This is a genomic window from Serratia microhaemolytica (assembly GCF_004011885.1).
Classification (GTDB): domain Bacteria; phylum Pseudomonadota; class Gammaproteobacteria; order Enterobacterales; family Enterobacteriaceae; genus Serratia_G; species Serratia_G microhaemolytica.
In genome coordinates this window covers 119124-138703 of the sequence record NZ_SBEF01000004.1, presented here as the reverse complement: position 1 = coordinate 138703, position 19580 = coordinate 119124, and the positions used below count along the sequence as shown (strand labels likewise).

Below are 19580 nucleotides of genomic sequence, written 5' to 3'. Positions count from 1 at the left end.
CTGGTCGGGAAGCCGAGGCCGCTGTGAGCATGAAAGCGGATCGGCTCCTGCTCGGGGGTTAAATCATGCAGCGGGTCGGCTTTGCGATCCGAGAGCGCGCGCAGCAGTTCTACCAACTGGTAGAAGTTGAAGCGCCTTAATTGGGGAAAGTTATCGGCCATGGCTCAACGCCCCGCTCAGCAAGAGTGAGCGCACCCTGTGTCGGTGCAGCGGTAAGCCAATGCTGGCAGCAATCGATGCCGATAGCAGAGGATATAATAGCGGGTAGCACGCTGTTTGCGTGTTGCTAGGATGATCAGTGATGAGTGGCATAGTCAAGCGCTCCGTTCCCTTGTCTCCCTGTCGGCCGCCTGCCTGGCAGCGTGTTTCCGTTGGTGATGTGCAGTCACAATCAATAGCTAAAAAAGTCACCCGTTCCAGGGTGTTATTTATTGCTCGCTATGCTGTTATTTTCTCGTCACAATGTCAATTGTTACTTATTGTTTATAAGAAGAAATGTATCTTTTTGTGTTTATGCATACTCTTTTCACGACATGCTGTTTAGCGTTATTTATGACTGATTGTTTTATCAGCCTTTATTAACCTGGTAGCCAGGCGAAAGCCGCCAGTTACTGGCATAACTTAAAGAATGAACTTACTGATTTTTATTTAACTATATAATTAATTTACTGTTAAAAAGGCAAATCATTAACATTAATGCCAATGATGCTATTGTGGCAAGCCGTGACAGAAGTATCACTGTGGCTAATGTGATGCCTCTGCCACGTGCAGTGGTGGCTGTACGGCAGTGAACGATTGAACAACTGAAAGCAGGCACGGCACCTTTTTCTAAGCTGCCTGTGCGGCAGTGAACTAACTGTTGGAAACCTGGCAAGGTAGCGGCAATTTCTAAGCTGCCTGTGCGGCAGTGAACACGGACAACTTAGTACGCGCGTGCCGTTTGGCTTTCTAAGCTGCCTGTGCGGCAGTGAACGTTGCGAGTCAGGGGAGAGTCGTTGCGAGTCATTTCTAAGCTGCCTGTGCGGCAGTGAACCTGACTCGTTCCAGACTCGTTCCGTATCTCGTTTTCTAAGCTGCCTGTGCGGCAGTGAACATAACACACTATCCTGTGCGCTTCTTCCTTTGTTTCTAAGCTGCCTGTGCGGCAGTGAACGGAGCTTGATGAACTCCGGGCAGCCAGGGATCTTTCTAAGCTGCCTGTGCGGCAGTGAACCCGCACTGGATGCGGCAGAGGGTTACCTTGCTTTTCTAAGCTGCCTGTGCGGCAGTGAACTTGTCATCGGTCCTCGAGTCAAACGGTCTCGATTTCTAAGCTGCCTGTGCGGCAGTGAACAGTCGGATTCGTACATTGTTGGCATCGCTACGTTTCTAAGCTGCCTGTGCGGCAGTGAACTTCGTTGATGAGAAATACGCCATCAGCTTAAATTTCTAAGCTGCCTGTGCGGCAGTGAACGGCGGATTACAAGAGTAATTCGTTTCAATACCTTTCTAAGCTGCCTGTGCGGCAGTGAACCGTTAGAATAAACCAATAAAAATAAGTTACAACAGGTAGCTAGGATAAAAATCGTCTTTTTACCCTATTAAAAACCACCTATTGTAACCTTTTGTATTTAAACAACGTTTTTAAATCGCAAAAATAAAGGGTCAAAACCAAGCAACCGTCGCTGTGTGATTCAAGCCATACCCAGCAAACGTTTCACACTAGCTCCGCCCACTGCGACGGTGGCGGTTGGGATGGGGTTATTGCAAAATAATCAAATGCTTTAAAACCCCACCCTACCCCTCCCCTTATCAAGGGGAGGGAACTGGCTAGCGCCTTCGTTGTGACACAAGACAAACTTACTAATCTGCGAAGCTGGGTAAGCACTCTGCTGCTTAATTCGGCTTCATTTATTGCTGCATCTGGCAGCAAGCGTATGTCGATGTATGAATCCATAGTTAATCCTTTATGACTCAGCTTTCTGCTCTTCAACAATAAACTGCTTAATCTCTTCATTGGTACATGTCACAACAAGTTCTTTCTCATTTTTATTTCCCTTCACTTTTTGTATTTGTTCAAAAAACTCCGGTGACTTAAGGCTTTTTATGCTAAATCTTTCAGGAATACTTAACATGCCAATGCGACCCAATATTTCTGCACGGTTAAAATCATTCCTGTCGATTGATAGGTATTTTTTCTTTGCATCATCTTCCGACTGAAGAATAATTCTTATTTCATCTTTATCCTTCTTATAACCGGGTAGAAATGGCTTTATTTCCTCATCAGTACATTCGACGATAAGATTTTGATTCCCTTCTCCCTTTTTTATCTTGCGTATATCTTCACCAAACTTACGAGTTTTTGTGCTACTGATTAAGAACCGTTCAGATCCATGAAGCATACCAATATACCCCATCACTTCCGCACGACTAAAATCCTTTCGACTCATTGGTGGGCATGCAACTTCATCATGAGGTGATTTAAGAATAACCGTTATTTCGTCGTCTGTTTGTAAAAGCTCCTTCAACTTCTTATCAATAAACAAATACACTATACCTGCTGCAATCAGGCTTGTAGCAATAGCATATAAAATTGAGCGTAAATACTCGCCGCCAAATTGGAAAGTGACTGCATCATTATTAATTTGCAATTGAATTTGATGCCCCATAAAACCTAACACCAAAATAGCAATGATAGGGACAGCAAACATGACCAGCCAAAATAACCAAGTACGTTTAAACTTTTCCATCATTCACCTCTCAATTTCTGTAATCGCTCTTTGTTAATCTGATAATTTTTCTTTTTATTACCAGGGATATAGCCAACATTTTTTAAGCATGACGCCAGTGACTTGCGGTCATCGATACTCCATGAGTCGATCGCTCGATCAATCCATGCTTCAACTTTACGGCGGAAGTCCTGATCATCACGTTGACGTTTATACTCCTCATCTATTAAATCAATAATTTGTAAAGGCGGCTTTTCCAATTCTGCCTTTTCTGCTGCGGCAGTTTGTTGCTCGATTAGTCGTTTAGCATCCGCTTGTCTTTGTTCACGCACTTCGGCTGGTAGCCGTTTTTCATTTTCTGCCAAAAGGTGTTGCATTAATGTGGGGGCTGCCTTCATATACCCATAACCCGCTGCTGTTTTAGCACCTATGCCATTATCCACTAACGCTTTTTGCAATAGGATTTGGCAAAGTTCGACAGCGTTCCGCTCACCTTCAAGCACAAATAAAAAACTGCCTGTTACGGCTAATAGATGGTTCGGGATAGGGCTGTCTTTGTCCGAAGGCTCATCTTGGCTGCCGTTGTAATAGTCTTGATGATGTGTGGTCACCACATCCAGCACAAAGGGTTTGGCTGCCTTTTGAGGCGGGATCCACCAGGCATCATGGAAAGTGACTAAGCCAGAAACCCGATGAAGCTGCTCACTCTCATCAGTGCCGAACAACGCTTCAAGCTCGCGACTCTGTGCTGCCAGATGCTGGCTGGCCCAGGCGCGTGCTACACCTTTGACACTCGAACCCGGAATATAAGGCATGCCATAATTATGGCTTAGGCTACAGCCGGTTTCTAATGCACCATTACCGCTTAGCGCTATCAGTAACCGGTTTTCTAACGTCATCACCGCTTGTTGAAAACGGTTAGCATCGGATGTGATATCAAACCAACGGTTAAAGGCGTGTTGGTATTCCGGGAATGCAGTTATTTCTACCAATTTATTCAAATACTCAGTCTTATTATTAGCTGATTTAGCATCGCTATTTTTCGAGTTGTTATCCTCCACTTCAGGCAGGCCTTTTTGCAGCAACAGGCCAGGGTTTGCGTTATTAGTATTTCCAAACCCTTTGTTTATTTTCTCGCGAACCAGTGGGATCATGATTGCCCCCCTGCTGCTACAGCATCCTTGTCTATCGATTCACCGGTGGCATCAATCTTTAACACCCCTTGGACATAACGGCGTAACCAGCCTGCAATGTCTAATGCATTACGGGTCAGGCGCATAATTTGGTACAAGTCAGATTGGATAATTTCGCCATGTAGTGCTTCGCCATCAGTTATATTTGCAAGATTTGCATCCACCTTTTTAAACACCGCAATGAGATCATCAAGCAAGGCTTGGTGATGTGCTTCATTTTTGGCGAGCAAAAAACCGGTGGTCTGTGCTAACCCATTTTGCAAAATCATGGCAGGCAGTTTATGTACCAGCGTGCCGTATTTTTTATTCTCTTCTTTACGATTTTCTTTACGAGCATTGATCCGCGCAAAGGCTGCGCTGGCAATGGTTTGATTGCGTGGTTTCATGCCTTATTCCCCTTTGCCGGACTGCGCAATAAATTGCACTAAACCATTACCGGTGCCGATATTGCCGCCGATTTGCAGCAAAGGTTTATTGCCGAGCATGTTGTCACACTCGGCTAATTTGATCCCTGGTTGCTGTTGCAAACGGGTTTGATCTACCGAGTACACGCCCCACAATACGCTTTCGGCGGGCAAGTGTTCTTCGGTCCATAATGCGCCCTTAGCAACGACGCCGGTTGCTTGATCAATACGAATGCGGGTGCGGATTTCAGTGGCGGTTTCGGCTAAAAACGCAAACACCGAGTCCGGCAACACGATAATCCGCTTGTTCAAATTTCTACGGTCATCGCCACCTGCCGGGTAGATTGTTTGGGCAATCTGATCAGCCCACTGTTGAGTTGCCTCGCACGGTTTGGCGTTTAGGTCTAAATCTTCCAGCACCATCAGGTGATCTCGATGGTTTGGATTATCGCGAGGATACAAGGCTTGGTTGTCTTCAGGCGTCGGCACTTTAAACTCAGCACCGAGTTTTAACTCTTTTTTATAACGTTGCAGAATAAAAGGGCATGTGGCGTAGGCCAAAATACCGTAAACCGTTCTGACCGGCAGCAACAGCAGATGGGCATCGGTTATCGATAACGCCCCAGCAACACTCGATTCACTATTAGACTTTTCATTGCCAAATAACGCAGTGACTAGCGTAGCGTTTTGTTGGCTAATGTGCGCTTTTAACACACCGCGTACCGTAGAGCCGGGGACTATCGGCAAATTGGAAGCACGTTCACGGGCGATAGGTTGATCGACAATGCCAATAGATTGGCCTGCACCACAATGCAAAACGGTTTGACTGAATAGGTGATAAACATCAAATGACATGAGAATAATCCTTTAAAAAATAGCGTTAAACATTGCATTAGTAAGCCGCAGGCAGCGCTAAACCAAAGCCGTTGCGGTTGTTTTGTGCGTCATCACAAAAATGTGCCAACCAAAGTGAGTGAATATCTTGATCCATCACATCACCTTCTATTTCAAACCAATAAGTGGCTCCGGCCGGGATCATCTTTTGCGCTGCGCGGGGTTGATTGAGCACTAAATCCCAGCCTGATTGCGGAACCCAGCGTTCTAACGCCGCAGCGCGCAATCTAACTGTTAGGTGTTGGCAGCATGGCGGTGTGCCGATGAGATCGTTATTCAGCCAATCGGGTAACCACCCATTTTTAAACAATACGGGGGTTAAAAAGGTCAGCGTAAACCCTTTGGCAGCCTTGATGGATGGCACAAGATCACCGGGTGGCTTCGGCCATAACGAGCAAGCTTCAATTTCCGCTAAACGCCGTTCACCACCAAGATTGAGCACAGGCAGCGTAATCTCACCCTCAATACCGGCCAAAATGCCGATACGGGTATCGGGAAAGGTGATGCCTTGCTGAGACTTTTGCCACATAGTCAGCCCAGTGGTTTGAAAAATTTTCCCCGTTTCCACAGTGCGACGCTGATCGTTGATAGCAATATGGGTACGAATATCTGGCTCAGCGGGTGTCCAACCGTTTGTTGTGACCTGATCAAAACTGATCTGCTCGCCCTTTCGCCAGGCAAGTAGATCCTGAAACGACCACCAGCTCGGCCCGGATACAGGTTTTCCTTCTGGTTGCGATTCAGGAAGCAGAGGCAGTAAACCATTGGGGAGATCGCAACCTTCCCCTGGGTCAAATTTCTCTGGCTGAAAGCGAACCAGATGGGTTGGTTTGCTATCGCTCTGCTTCTCGGCAGGCTTGAAATACTGCACATCGGCAGGTTTGGGCACCAAGATATGCTGTTCGGTTAACGCTTCGCCATTGAGTGGGCGTTTTACCGCCAGCGGCCCAGCAATAGCCAGATTTAACAATGCGTTATCTAATGTTTTCCCGGTGCTGCGCGCATGAATATTACGCAGCGCTCCGGCAACAGTAGAAGGTGGCGGAAAACGTGCGGCTTGTGCATCCGCGATTTCCTCAAATGGTTTGCCTGAGCGGATAATCAAAGGGTCGTTAGGTTGAATCAGGTAATAGTGCATGATTATTCAGTGTCTCCAATATCCGCTGCGGTTTTCGCGCTCAGCCAGCGAGCTAGGATCAGTTGATTGGCCAGTTCGTCCAGTGAACAACGTGCCGCTTGCGCGCAAAGTTGTGCTTTGAGTGCTTTGATTTTATTTGTTTTTATTTCTGCGATTTCTTGAGCTGTTTTTGCTGACTCTTGGTCAGGGACGGCAAAATTTGCCCGCGCTAACATCCGGTTAAACTCACTGGCGCGAATACCACTAAGATCGTTCTGGTTATTAGTCCACCGCAAACGCTGCGCCATTTCACGCACCTCTTGCATAATGCGCGTCGGCATCCGACCTTCGGCAAATGCCTTGATAAAATCATCAAAGACTTTCAATGTCTCGTGATCATCCCAGTTGCAACGCCAGGTGATCTCGTGACCAGAGCGAATGCCCAAATGCACAGCGAATGCATTACGTGGTTTTTGCTCTTTGTTACCTTTGGCGTGTTTTTCTGCATTAATGGCGCGTTGGCGTAATTGGCGCATCGGTTGGACAAAATGACCAATCGCTAAGCCAACCGATAAGGTTGGAGAATCCTTCGCATCAAGCTTCAACTGGTTAGCGAAAGGAGACATTTTTTCAGCAAAGTGCTCGGCTAGCGCTTGTGCGCAGGCGCGTGCTGAAACCAACGGCACCAACGCCAGCACATCATCCCCCCCCGCATAAATGGCATGGCCACCGTGCTCTTGGAGGATCTCTCGCACCCTGGTAGCAAATTGATGCAGTGCTCGTGAAATCGCTCTCGATTGCTCCAGCGTTTCGGCCTTAGCGAGTAGCTCACCCATTCGATCGCCATCGGCTTTAAGCAAAACGCCGTAAGGCACTGGGGAAGACTTAATCTCTTCAAGCTGTTTTTGCAGCTTTTCTTTCACCGCGTCGTCAATATCGGCTTGCTCCAAACGGCTTAAAAACAGGTACTCGCCATCATAGGGAAAAGCTTGGTAAAGCCCGTCATCATCCTTATTCCTCTTATTACCCCTAACCCGAGTAACATGCCCAGAATTTACCAACTTCTCATGAACAGCATGTAATGCTTTAAGCTGCTCTGAGCTTAAGCTTGTCAGCCAGCTATGGGCAACAATGCGGCTAAACGGGGTAAATTGCTCCAAATTACCCGCGCGGCGTTTTACTACGCCTAATGCGTCTAGCTGTTCTTCATTGGTTAGGCCCAACCAGCGTCTTTTCGTCTTTAACTCTTCTGAATCATTCTGGGCAGTCAGTTTGTCAGTGACGGTATTATTGGCACCATCCAAGGTGGATTTGTGCAACCCTCCCTTCTGGTCTTGCATCGGGGCAAAATTGCGTGTCAGCTTGCGCGCGTGCAATAACTGACCAAGGCGTTTTGCCGCTTGCTGATAGTTGCGATTATCAAGCGATACCCATGCAGAAAAGATTTCTAGCACATCTTTTTGCTGTTGCAGCCAGCGCTTTCTGTCAATGCCCAGGTTTTGCAATTCGGCTTGGTTTAATACGCCAGTAAAAATACCCTCGACATCCTTGCTACTCTCGACATCCTCGACATTCTTGATACGCGTGAGACGAGTAACAGCCGCCCGTTTAGCTGCTTCAATTTGTTGCTTTAATTGCACTTCAGAGTCAGCAGAGATGACCGCTCGGATCACATTGGCAATGTTGGCTGTCGGTGTGTCGCTTTCAGATTGCGGCTGGAGTTCTTTTTCTGGGTTTTCAGGATTGGGAAATATCAAACAATCCTTTTGTGTTTGATGCAGTTGAAGCGCCACGGCACGGGCGGCTTCGGATAATAACCATGAGCCACACCAAAGATCCTGCGCTCGGCGGCCGGCTTCTATCAAACTTTGTACCGGGCCAATGCTGATAGCCACTAAATAATCCGTCATTGTTATTCCTTCTCAAAAAAATCTAAAAAAGCTGAAAGTGGGTCGTTAGCTCGCCCTTTCATCGGGTTATCTTTTTCAGCAAACATCTGTTGCTGCTCTGGCGATGATGACCAATTCAGAGGCTTATCGTGAATCTTTTTAGGCTTTGGTGATAACTCTAACTGTTGAGTTAACGCTTCTTTCCAATTGGGTAGAAGTAACGCTGCAGAATGCCATTTATCATTTACACAATACGGTCGAATGATGAGTGGGCTGGCCATACGTTCCTTACCTGCATCAGCAACCGTCAAAGTATGGTCAACAGGCTCCTGCCCTTTCCCGCTACCTTTCTGATAATGAAAAATAATTGGCAAACCGAAAACAGCTCGAGGAAATAAATTGGTATTCGTATTCCTAGGTTTATGTCTTTCAGAATAGTGTCCTGACAAGTTACGGATAGAATCCGCTTCTGGCCAACGACTTTGACCAGGCTGTGAACTAGAATAATTACGGCCAATATTTTTTCCTTGGCGGAAATCTCGTAATTTATCGCACCCGTGTATCCAACGATCAACCGCATTACTACATCCTTCCTTAGGCACTAGAGTCAATATACCGCCTTTGGAAGCCACTTCTTCAGCACTGACAGGCTTAATATCAGAACTCTTAACATTAACAGCACCAAAACCCCTGCGCGTTCTGCCACCAATTCCACCGAACGACGCCCACCAACGAAGTGCTTTTTCTACTTGTTCTTTTTGATCTGAAGTCAAGTTTTTTTTATATCGGATATACAGGTTAAATTTATAACCAGTTGCTAAACAATTCGCTTCACCAGAAGCTCCAAATACATATTTGACACCAGCACCATTTGGATGGCTAAAACTAACCGGAGCACTACTATTTTTTACCCTAATTTCTACTCGACTCGCTATCGCACCGTTATCACCAATGCCACCCCAAATTGCTTCTTCCTTTGTGCGCATATCTTCAGATCTGCACTTCTCTTCAGATCTGCACTTCTCTTCAGATCTGCACTTCCCTTCAGATCTGCACATCTCTCCAGATCTGCGCATCTCTTCAGAATCAGCAAACGGACCATTAGCAATCCGCCACCAAAAACGTAACTGCCCACGGATGGCACTGGCGCGGATCGGCATCTGTGGATCAACTTGGCCAGCGATGACGCCACCGCCATACATTGGGGTGACCAATTCACATGAATAGCGTTCCCATTTGCCGCTCGCCTCACTATTTGAACCATTAAGTTTTTCTTGCAAACTTTGCAGATCAATCGCTGTATTTTGTCTTCGCATTGCATGATTCCATTTTGCTGGATTAAAAACCAAAGGTGAGAATTCATCTCCTTTAGGCAGCCTTATACCGTCGTTCCTGAACGGGGTTGATGGAGAAACTCAATATATCGATGGATTAAAAAACAAACGCAGGATAACACAATCAATAAGATTGTTTCATGTGTTTCATGAACTGCCTGTGCGGCAGCGAGGTGGAAAAATCAATCATTCGGATTATCGCTAGATTTCTAAGCTGCCTGTGCGGCAGCGAGGTGGGATCGGCGGCTTCAGTGGTATCACTCCCCTTTCTAAGCTGCCTGTGCGGCAGCGAGGATGTGCCGAGGGGATTGCGAAGAATGCGTCAATTTCTAAGCTGCCTGTGCGGCAGCGAGGTTTTCTGGCTCCCCGCTCGGCGTGTAAATCTGCTTTCTAAGCTGCCTGTGCGGCAGCGAGGGAATTTTCATTAAAAACTATCAGTTTAGAAGTTTTCTAAGCTGCCTGTGCGGCAGCGAGGTGCTGAGCGCTATGTAGAGTGGTGGTCAGCAATTTCTAAGCTGCCTGTGCGGCAGCGAGGGCAGGTGCTGCATCTGGAGCCGCTGGTAATGTTTTCTAAGCTGCCTGTGCGGCAGCGAGGCGTTGCATCCTATCACTACTATCCAGATTATTAAAGAACTTGTTGCCAAACCTGCTGCTAACCCTTATTTCTCTCGCCCCAATATAAACATTTAAAATCAATGCATTATAAAAGGGCGAAAAAAAAGGGTTAAAACCACGGGATCGTTGCTGAGTGACTTAGCCCGTAAGCATTAAACTCTCCAGTGACTGCTGTATCCACTAAGGCACCGTGCTGAATGTAGAGTCGCATCCGGTTGCCGGTGGAGAGGCTATACATTTCACTGTATGGCAGTTTGATCTCTTGCTGCTGTGTATCCGGAATACGGATTAGCGCTTGCTCCTCGGTTAACCAGCCTTTAGCTACCGAACGACGGCGCTTGTTGTGGGCACTTTTCGACTGTACGCGCCGCACGGTGCGGTAGCGTACTTTGTCCGGTATCGGGGTGACTGGGCTGATGCGGATATAGTCACGCATTCCTTGTAACCACTCACCCGCCATCAGTGGCTGTAAATCACGCTGTGTGCCATGCAGCCGTAAACAGTTACCCAAGGTTTTTTTGTAATTGGGAAAACTGACGCCCACTCGCCCATGAGTTAACGGCAGTAACACGCGGTGCAGTTTGGCATAGAGCGCATTGAGCAGATCAGTTTGAGTAAATTCGTTATCTGGCAATACACAAAGTTCGAGGTGATAATCCATGCTAACTCCTTAATCGGCCTCACCAAATACACCACCGCGAATCAATGTCGCGATAACGTAATGTTGCTGTTCCAGCTCGGGTTGTTTGCCCTTAAGTACCCAACTATCCAGTAGATTGTAAAAATCGAGTTTCTCTTTGGGTTGACGATAAGCGGTGCCGCGATTCGTCACCGAGCCATACGGTTCAACTGCAATTGGCCCTAACTGCTCCGCACCCGGGTACCAGGTGTCGATGGTGCGTAGTGCATTACCAATTTTTTGTGAGTGCATCGCTGCAACCCCCTCTACCGCATAAAGAAACTTACTCTTTTTGCCCTCTTTGCTATTGCCTTGATCTAACACCAGCTCTTGTGATGGGAATACCTCTTGGCCGTTACCCAAACGCACAAACGCTTCTACCTTCAGCAGCACAAAACTCTGCCCCAATAACCCCTGCTGGATCACGGCTGCCAGTTTAGCCAGATCACCTGCCGGTGTGCTAAAACCACGCAAGGTAAAATCCAAGGCGTTGAAACACCACTGCTGCCGACGGTTACCCGCTTCCATGTCACTGATACGCACTTCAACCGCTTCAGCACCAACCCGGTTACGCCATAGGAAGCGGCCATTAGCTAAATTTTCCGCATATCGTGCGGCTAATTCAGCTAACTGCTGCTGATTCAGATAATCGTTGATGGTGTTGCTCAGTAACTGCTGGTAGTCAGGATCATTGCACGCAGAAGGCTGCGCTAAGTTGCCGAGAATACGCAGGGTAAAACTTAGCTTTAGCGTATCCGCAGTAAACGGCAGTGTTGCTACATCTACACGTTGTAAGTTGGCTTTTTGGATTTCGTTATCGAGCTTGGCGGGATCTTCGGCTATCGCCTTTTTTAACCGGTTAGAGATGTTAGAGATGGTGCCACGAATCGCTTTCTGCTGTAGGGCAATCGGCTGCCAGGCTGTTGGCTCATCGCGCTGTTGCCAGCAACCGGCATAGAGTAGCGCATCCGAGTTGGCCAATTTGCGTTCGAAGGCCAATACTGAAGCCGTTTTGGTGGTTTCTTTTGCCATAACACAATTCCTTATCTTGCTGTAGTTAACTGATGAACTCTTCTTCGTCGTCTTCGATCGCTAATGAAGGGGACGCATAGTGGTTTTCACAAAGGTAAATCGGTTGCTGATAGCGGTAGCGCCACAGCAGGGTGTTGAGATCACTGACGCGATGCGGGCTAACCCACTGGCCGAGTGTGTAGATAGATTCAACAAAACTGAACGGAGAGTGCCGATCACGGCTGCCAGTGACGCTACCGGCCGGATAGCAGTCTGAGATCGCTTGATAGCCAACCGCTATCGGTACCAAGTAGCCGGTGGCCGGTTTAGGCTGGTATTGCCAGGCGACTGTGCCATCTGCTGCCTGTTCGGCTTGCTGTTGCAGGGTGACAAACGTTAATAGTGTGTCGAGTAGTTGCGCCTGTGGCTGCTGTTGTAACCGCTGCTGATGGTGTGCTGTTAACAGATCGTGTCGGCTGACGAGAGCAAACCCCGGTAGTAGGCTGCGCCGTAGTTGCCGTAGCCCCTGTTCGCTGGTGTCTTCACGCCAGGTGACTTGTGCCAGTGAGAGTATCGAACCGCCTGCTAAGCGTAGTGTCGGGATGGTCTGTGCAAACCAGCGCTGTAATTCCGTTACCCTTTGTTCAAGCGTGGGCGCAATCGCTAAATCATCCAGGTCAAACTGGCATTCAATCAGTAGGCTAAGGTCTAAATGTACCCGCCCTTCTTCATTAAACGGTGCCGTTTTGCCCTCTTTGGTCAATGGGTTTCGGCTAAGCGCAAAAATCTGCTCACCTCGGCTGCCCAAGGCATGGCTTTGCAGTTCCACCCGGTGAGCGATGACCGCACAGCCGCCCAGCGTGACGCCATATGCCTGCTGTAAGCGGCGCGAGAGTGCATGGGTGAAACCAAGGAAGTGGCTGATCGCAGGAAAGCCATATGTCATGCCACTGATTGCATTTGCATTTTCTACTTTTAGATGACGAAGTAACAGAGTCGATTTCATGCCCACTGCTCCAGATCCTGTTTGAGTAGCCGTAATTCACGTTCTACCTGACGCCGCCAGACATTTAACTCAATATCACCAACATGTTGCAGTGTTTTTTGGAGCTGCTGAGTCAACCACTGCCCAAAGGCATGTGCCACCTGGTGCGGCCAATCGCGCGGTGGTTGCTCAAATGCGCCAGGATCCAGCCAGTAACAGAAAGCTTGCTCGATTGTCTGCGCCAGGGGGTGGCTCCAACCGCTCGGCAAACAACGCAACTCAGCAGCATATTGATAAAATTCAGCAATCAAGATATCTACCAGTTCGGCACGCTGTTGCTTAATCTCTTGATTATTTTCTTTATTTTTTACCGACTGTAGAAACTGCGTCAATTCACGCAAGGCGGTGCTGACCCGATAGCTGTACTGGCGCCAAAACTGCGCTTTGCTGGCTGGCACCATGCGGTTACTGCGCCATGATGGGGGAAGCGCACTGAGCAGATAGGCGCGCCCTCCGCGTTTACTGTTGAGCAACGAAACATTCTGCGGCTTAGTGCCACCAAAATGCTGTTCAGCCAGGTTGGGAAACTCCACTACCGCTGTGGCAGAGAACTCCCCTTTGCGACGAGCTTCACGCGCTGCTTTCGCCGATTCACTAAAACGAGCTTGCTCAATGCGCTGGTGGAGCGCGTGATAAAGTGAACTGGCAAATAGCGGGCTTAATAGGTGATATTGACCATCGGCAACCGGGAAGTAGGTCTGTTTGGAGAGGGTATGGCTTTTGGCTGTGCCATCGTTGAGTAACGCTTGTGAAAACCCGTCTAGCCAGGCAGTTAACTGCGCAGGTTGGGTAGCAAAACGCGCCAGTGCCGAGGTGTCACCCGTGTTGATCATCTCCATTAGCCGTTTCCCTTCCGCTTCAATGAGCAGGAAATTGGCAACATCAAGTGCTGCTGCATTGCCAATAACGTCAAAAGCACATTCAGTGAGTGCTGTGGTTGCTAGGTAGTCACTTTTTGCGGGTAGTATCTCTACCCGGCAACCGCTGCCTCGGGTGTCTCCGTGGGTAAATTTAGGCGCGTGGGTCACCAGGGTGATCTGTTTAGCCCGTTTAGCTGCATCGTCCAGCCAGTCAACTTTTGTTGGCCATTTATCTGGCTTATCTTGCTGTTTTTTAGAAATATAGTCATCAATTGCTGATGACATGCTATCGTCATTCATCCCTTCCTCCACTTAACATTGTCAGTGTCTGATATACCCCAAACAGCGGATCATATTGCCAAATAATGCTGTCGCTGTTGTCTGGCGGCTTTCGTAGGCGAAGCTCGGTAAAAGTGCGCGAGAGTTTGTCTGCATCCCACTCTATCTGCTGAGCCAGGGCTGCCAGTAATTCGGCCGGTTGATTGTTTAGCCACGGTTGGTTGCGCTCAGCAGGTACGAAGGTGGGTTGCTGGAAATAGGTTTCTGCGATCGCGCTGCCTAACTGACCATCATCGGTGAGTTGATGCCAACAGAGCGGTTCATCTTCATCCTGATGGTAGAGCACGAAACAGTGTTGCTCTGCTGAGGCACGGAAACGACTTTGACGCTGCATTTCACCCGACCAATCGATGGGATACTGCCACCAGCACTGCGCTGCTGGTGTATTCGGCGGCCTGTCTTGGTCTGGTTTCACGCGCCCAAACAGAGTGACGTGCAGATGTGCATGTTCTAGCATGTCCAGCCGATCGTAGCTGCCTTTAAGGCTGACGCCTGGCGGGATTTGAATCGCTGGTGCCGCAGAAATCGTTTGATAACAAGCGGCTGGCAGACTGGATACCATGCTGGGGTTATTCAGGCAGAATTGTGCCGATTCAAATCCTGGACGGCAGTAGGCCGGTGTTTTGCCTTGTAGCGCTCTGAAATTTTTCTCTAATATCAAAACATTCGCAGACGATGGTGGTTTTTTTCGGTGGCGCTGAACGCGTCCGGCCAGTTGGATCAATGAACGCACTGAGCTGGGTTCGACAATCGCCCAATCGTAATCATGGTCACGTCCAACCTCTGCCACTGGGCTGGCAAACACCACAAACAGCTGGTTAGTTTCAGGCTGTTGCAGTGCCTGTTGCACTGCCGGATGCTGCCATATTTTGTCACTTGATTGGCGCTGTAATAGGCTATCAAGCTGTTTTTCCATTTCTGAGCGTACTAGTAACGGGTGCTGGCTATGATAAATACAAAAATGGATCCGGGTATCTGCTGGCGCTGCCTGTGACAGCACCTGTTGAGCAATCGCGACCAGTGGGTTGATGTTGGCGATCCTGATCACGCCAACCGAAAGCCGTTTACCACTGCTGTGGCTTTCGGCATGTTGCTGATGTAACTGCAACATTGCAGTATGGATTGCCGTAGCCATTCCGGCTAATACCTGATGATTTTGTTGCCCTGCGGTCACGACGGGTAAAATGGCGCCGGTTCGCAGTGCCGGTTGTTTTTTTAACTCATTTAACCGTTGGCCGACAAACTGTTGGGAAATTTCTTTAAACGCTTTCGCCTCGGTTACCGGCTGTATCACAGACTGGAACTCATCAAACCAGGCACAGTAGATCGCTGGCATCGGCCCCGGTTGGCCGCAGGCGTGATGGTAGTGTTTTCGTCCGGCTTGATAGGCGGCAAACAGCGCATTTATCAGTGCAGGCGGTAAGGTGGCGGAGGAGAGCAGCACCCGGCTGCCGAGCATCCCGGCCCAATTCACCAAGCGACACAGTGCGGGAAGATCAGCCAATCCAAAATCGTCTGGCTCATCCAACACCAGATCAGCGGTGAGTAAACGCAGCATCGGGCCAATCTGCCTGCCGCCGCGCGTTCCTTCGGTGGCAGGGATCAGGTGATCAATGGTGCTGACCAATACCGGTGCGCTGACCAGTTCATGTAGCCGTTTTCGTGGTTTTTTACCCGTGGGGTCGCTCAGCCAGCGGCGTAATGGGCCATCATCAAGGCTGCCTTCATAGCGCACATGCAGTGTGTGCTCTAACAGCGATTGTGCCGATTCGGAGCCAGTTGCCGCTGTTGGCTGCTGTTCCGATGTGTGTAGTTGGTGCAGTTGTTGTACCGCCGATGAGCCGATTAAGGTCGCTAAGTCATCACTGTTTAACGATAGGCGTTCTGCCAGCGCATCGCCGGTTTGCAGTGTGAGCGTGCGTAAGCCTAACGCGACACTGAAGCGACAGCCCAGTTTTTCATCCGACAGCGCATACATGATGCGCGCATTGGCAAACGTCTTACCACAACCGGTCGAGGCCATGTTAACGCCAAAAAAGCCCTGCTGTTGTGAACGTGAAGCAACGCTTTTAGCCAGGTCAAATGCTTTGTCTTGCCAGCGAAAGGCGGCCATCTGGCTGCGCTGTTTAAATCCTTTGTGCCGGGTGATTGCGGGTAGATGACGCCGTATTTGTGGCAAGCTTTTAGCCAGTAGGTAGGCATTGTGGCCTACGCCGATGTTGTGTTCATCCAGCGCCTGTTTGCAGCATTTGGTTAACCGATCTGTATTGGCAAACGCGCGATACTGTTTATCCTGCCATTTTTCGTTTACCGCTCCCGCCGAATAGGCGTGATCCGCGAGCATCAGTGACAACCGGGCTAGATGGGCAGTAAAGCGCTGTTCCATCCAGTTGGTCGGTTGCAATAAGCTGTGGCACTGTAATGCGCGTGTCGCTAATCGGTTGGCTTTGTTGCACCAGGTTTGGCTGGCAACCGGGGTACCGTAGGGGAACTGCCATATCTGTTGCCACTCTTGTTGTGTCCACTGTGCATCCTGACATTGTGGTGAGATCCAACTCGGTTCAACGCGTATCGAAGCCAAGGTTAAGCTAGCAAGCTCAGGCTCTCCGCACGCGTTTTTTTTGTTGCTGGGATCAAATTGCGGTAGCCGGTGATGAGAGAGGATCAGCCACCCGACTGTTTTTGCTAACTCACAGTGGCATTGACACAGCGGGTTACCTGCCCGTTTCTGTTGTGGTGAGATTTTTTGCAGTGCGTTTAGCAGGTTTGCTTCATCGTCGGGTGTTATTTTGCTAAGTGCTGTCAGCCATGTTTCGGCGTCCCGTCCAGCAACAAAGGTGAGAAACAGGTGCAGTGAGATCCATTCATGACGTAGCGGTTCTGACAGTATTTTGCGTTTGTTATGCAGTTTTTGCTGAAACAGTTGGTTGGCTTTGCCAAAATCGTGAAACAGACCGGCAATGGCTGCTAACAGCGCGATCACTTCGCCGGTGTGCCACTGGTTTTCATCCTCACGACGTAGAATATTGCGCCCTGTGGTGTTGGTTGGCACTGTGCCCTGTTGATTAAAGCGGCGTGCGTTACCCACAATCCAGTACAGTTCTGGGCCGGTAGTTTTTAACCAATGGCAGGCGACGGCGGTATTGCGACGGGCGTTTTTTCTTAACAGTTTACGCAGTGTTTCTAACCCTTCCAAGGTGATCACCGTTGCCCAGGTGCGATCGCCTTTGCGTTCGGCGAATTGATCCAGGACTCTTCGGGTTTCTTGTAACGCTCGTTTGCTGCATTGTGACACCAGTAACACGTTCATTTGCCAACCTCACTCAGGTTGACGGCTACCTCTTTAATGGTGTCGATCATAAGATCCAGCGCACTATAACGGCTAAACCCTGCAATAATGCGCTGACGGAAAGTCTGTTCTTCTTCACCAGCCATACCAGCGATAAATGCTTGTGGTAGCACCAGTGCATCTTTCACTAAATCGGCGACATCAAAGACCAATCCCCCTCGTCTGGTTTTACCGTGCAATACCGCCAGCCCGTGTGGCAAGCCAATCACCCAGCAAGCCGTCGCTGCAATCCCGTAGGCCAGATAGTTGCCGTGGTCGAGAAATCGGTTAGCGATATCAATCCCGCTGCCGCGTTTCGCTCGCGTGAATTCACCATAATTCACTGCATTGGCTGCCAGTTTGTACAGTGCTTTGGTCAGGCTGGCTTCTTGAGCCAATACCTCTGTGCTGTTGCGGCAATTTTTCAGTTGGCGTGAAAAGCGCTCAAGCATCGCCTCTAATTGTTGATTATCGACGGTGAATTTCTGTTCACGATGCATGATACTGCCTAGCCATACCCGGCGAATTTGGGCGATACGTATCTGTTGAAACGCAATTGCCGCCTGTAGCCGTTTTTCATCGTTAAACCAGAAGCTAACCCAATGTTGTAAATACTCTGTCGGGCGATATTCACTCTGCGAGCAGAGCCAACTGACATCAACCTCCACTTCATTGGCGGCGAAAAGTGGTGTACCGCCACCGCCGCAAAACCCCACCAATACCCCCGCTTTGGCGAGTTCACGCATTGCTGCTTGGGTTATTGAGGTGCCAGTACCTAATAATAGACAGGTGGTATTTGCGATGGGAATGTTCCAATAAAGCGATTCTTTACCTTCGTCGGTCACGTACTCAACCCGACCGCCATTGACCAATAGACGGCAGTATTCAAGGTAATAAAGATTGGCTCTGTTAGAATGAAGAATAGTTTTCAAATCTGATGGATGAAGATCTTCCATGCGTAATTCCTTGTAATCAGTCTGCGCGGTGTGCGCACCATAGACTCACCGCAACCTGATCCATGGTGTTTATTTGACCGCGAGATTGTACAATTTTATTTTACTATTCCATGTGATCGAGATCACAAAAAAAAGAAAATAGATTATTTTTCAAAAAGTAACAACAAGTAAAAATAGCGGGTACGATGAACTGATTTAGATTTGGTTATGCTTGGTGGGTGGGTGTGGGGAAGCCCTTTTCTAAGCATCGGAAAAATCCTGATGGGTGGAAACACCCCCACGGGCGTGGGGAAGACGAGAGATAACCCGGCAAACCGTAAATTTCTTGAGAAACACCCCCACGGGCGTGGGGAAGACATTTTACAACGTGCTCAAATACAAATCGGTGTGGAAACACCCCCACGGGCGTGGGGAAGACGTTACCACACCCGCACCCAAAAAACTGAACTCAGAAACACCCCCACGGGCGTGGGGAAGACGGCCAACTCGTAAGTAAGTGCGCCGATTAGCGGGAAACACCCCCACGGGCGTGGGGAAGACCCGCTTCTGCCGTTTCCAGTACTCCTTTACCGGGAAACACCCCCACGGGCGTGGGGAAGACCATGCGTGCAAGCTGTGCTGTTGTTGTCCCTAAGAAACACCCCCACGGGCGTGGGGAAGACGGGTTTATCTATGTGATCGGTCGTCGTGTCTGGGAAACACCCCCACGGGCGTGGGGAAGACCCATTCGGCTCAAAGTATAAAGTGGGCTATGAGGAAACACCCCCACGGGCGTGGGGAAGACCCGAAACCGTGGATGTATGTCACGGCTGGGGCAGAAACACCCCCACGGGCGTGGGGAAGACAAAGGTGTATATAATTTGGCTCCTTCTTTTTAGGAAACACCCCCACGGGCGTGGGGAAGACAACCGTGTCATCAGATGCTGATGACACTATGGGGAAACACCCCCACGGGCGTGGGGAAGACTAGATCGCTGGACAAGTCCGTATAATCAACATAGAAACACCCCCACGGGCGTGGGGAAGACAAATCAATCTCTTTGTCGCTTGCGGGCTGTAAAGAAACACCCCCACGGGCGTGGGGAAGACTGTAAATGACCAGTTACTGCAATTCTTGCATTAGAAACACCCCCACGGGCGTGGGGAAGACAGCGCCCGATCCCCTGCACCTCCCCGCCCTTTAGAAACACCCCCACGGGCGTGGGGAA

14 protein-coding genes and 3 CRISPR repeat arrays (1 of these 17 only partly in view) are annotated in these 19580 nt (G+C 49.1%); all 14 genes read right to left on the bottom strand.

Annotation, left to right across the window (positions count from 1 at the left end):
* Positions 1-161: type VI secretion system baseplate subunit TssG (locus EOJ37_RS15030; protein WP_206194021.1), on the bottom strand; the 161-nt coding region annotated here is incomplete at its 3' end.
* A 664-nt stretch (positions 162-825) separates the two neighbouring features.
* Positions 826-1513: direct repeats of the CRISPR family, unit length 28 nt; unit sequence TTTCTAAGCTGCCTGTGCGGCAGTGAAC.
* Positions 1514-1946: 433 nt separating this feature from the next.
* The gene (locus tag EOJ37_RS14635) at positions 1947-2732 is read right to left on the bottom strand and encodes an ABC-2 family transporter permease (RefSeq protein WP_206194020.1); all 786 of its coding nucleotides are present in this window, start codon (positions 2730-2732) and stop codon (positions 1947-1949) included.
* Positions 2729-3862, bottom strand: a complete 1134-nt coding sequence (gene cmr6, locus EOJ37_RS04420; RefSeq protein ID WP_127958219.1) for a type III-B CRISPR module RAMP protein Cmr6 — start codon at positions 3860-3862, stop codon at positions 2729-2731. Before cmr6 ends, EOJ37_RS14635 begins: the two co-directional genes overlap by 4 nt.
* Complete coding sequence (gene cmr5, locus EOJ37_RS04415; RefSeq protein WP_127958217.1) at positions 3859-4287, bottom strand: type III-B CRISPR module-associated protein Cmr5; 429 nt, start codon at positions 4285-4287, stop codon at positions 3859-3861. The genes cmr6 and cmr5 overlap by 4 nt, the downstream gene beginning before the upstream one ends.
* A gap of 3 nt (positions 4288-4290) precedes the next feature.
* Positions 4291-5160, bottom strand: coding sequence for a type III-B CRISPR module RAMP protein Cmr4 (cmr4, locus tag EOJ37_RS04410; protein ID WP_127958215.1), 870 nt, complete (start codon positions 5158-5160; stop codon positions 4291-4293).
* Between the two features lie 37 nt (positions 5161-5197).
* On the bottom strand, positions 5198-6337 hold the full coding sequence (locus EOJ37_RS04405; RefSeq protein WP_127958213.1) for a type III-B CRISPR module-associated protein Cmr3: 1140 nt from the start codon (positions 6335-6337) through the stop codon (positions 5198-5200).
* 2 nt (positions 6338-6339) lie between these two features.
* Entirely contained in the window at positions 6340-8226 is a 1887-nt protein-coding gene (cas10, locus tag EOJ37_RS04400) for a type III-B CRISPR-associated protein Cas10/Cmr2 (RefSeq protein ID WP_127958211.1), read from the bottom strand.
* Between the two features lie 2 nt (positions 8227-8228).
* Positions 8229-9521 carry a type III-B CRISPR module RAMP protein Cmr1 gene (gene cmr1, locus EOJ37_RS04395; RefSeq protein WP_127958209.1) on the bottom strand — a complete coding sequence of 431 codons (1293 nt, stop codon included), beginning with the start codon at positions 9519-9521 and terminating at the stop codon, positions 8229-8231.
* Between the two features lie 164 nt (positions 9522-9685).
* Positions 9686-10134: a CRISPR direct-repeat array (repeat unit 28 nt; unit sequence TTTCTAAGCTGCCTGTGCGGCAGCGAGG).
* Positions 10135-10263: 129 nt separating this feature from the next.
* Positions 10264-10815 carry a type I-F CRISPR-associated endoribonuclease Cas6/Csy4 gene (cas6f, locus tag EOJ37_RS04390; protein WP_127958207.1) on the bottom strand — a complete coding sequence of 184 codons (552 nt, stop codon included), beginning with the start codon at positions 10813-10815 and terminating at the stop codon, positions 10264-10266.
* 9 nt (positions 10816-10824) lie between these two features.
* Positions 10825-11865 (bottom strand): type I-F CRISPR-associated protein Csy3, encoded by a 1041-nt coding sequence (gene csy3, locus EOJ37_RS04385; protein ID WP_127958205.1) that lies wholly within the window; start codon positions 11863-11865, stop codon positions 10825-10827.
* Positions 11866-11890: 25 nt separating this feature from the next.
* Positions 11891-12850, bottom strand: coding sequence for a type I-F CRISPR-associated protein Csy2 (gene csy2, locus EOJ37_RS04380; protein WP_170174631.1), 960 nt, complete (start codon positions 12848-12850; stop codon positions 11891-11893).
* Positions 12847-14049, bottom strand: a complete 1203-nt coding sequence (csy1, locus tag EOJ37_RS04375; RefSeq protein ID WP_127958201.1) for a type I-F CRISPR-associated protein Csy1 — start codon at positions 14047-14049, stop codon at positions 12847-12849. The genes csy2 and csy1 overlap by 4 nt, the downstream gene beginning before the upstream one ends.
* Entirely contained in the window at positions 14042-17398 is a 3357-nt protein-coding gene (gene cas3f, locus EOJ37_RS04370; RefSeq protein ID WP_127958199.1) for a type I-F CRISPR-associated helicase Cas3f, read from the bottom strand. The genes csy1 and cas3f overlap by 8 nt, the downstream gene beginning before the upstream one ends.
* The gene (cas1f, locus tag EOJ37_RS04365; RefSeq protein WP_127958197.1) at positions 17395-18372 is read right to left on the bottom strand and encodes a type I-F CRISPR-associated endonuclease Cas1f; all 978 of its coding nucleotides are present in this window, start codon (positions 18370-18372) and stop codon (positions 17395-17397) included. The genes cas3f and cas1f overlap by 4 nt, the downstream gene beginning before the upstream one ends.
* Positions 18373-18640: 268 nt before the next feature.
* A CRISPR array of direct repeats spans positions 18641-19580; the repeat unit is 28 nt; unit sequence GAAACACCCCCACGGGCGTGGGGAAGAC; it runs 3 nt beyond the window's last position.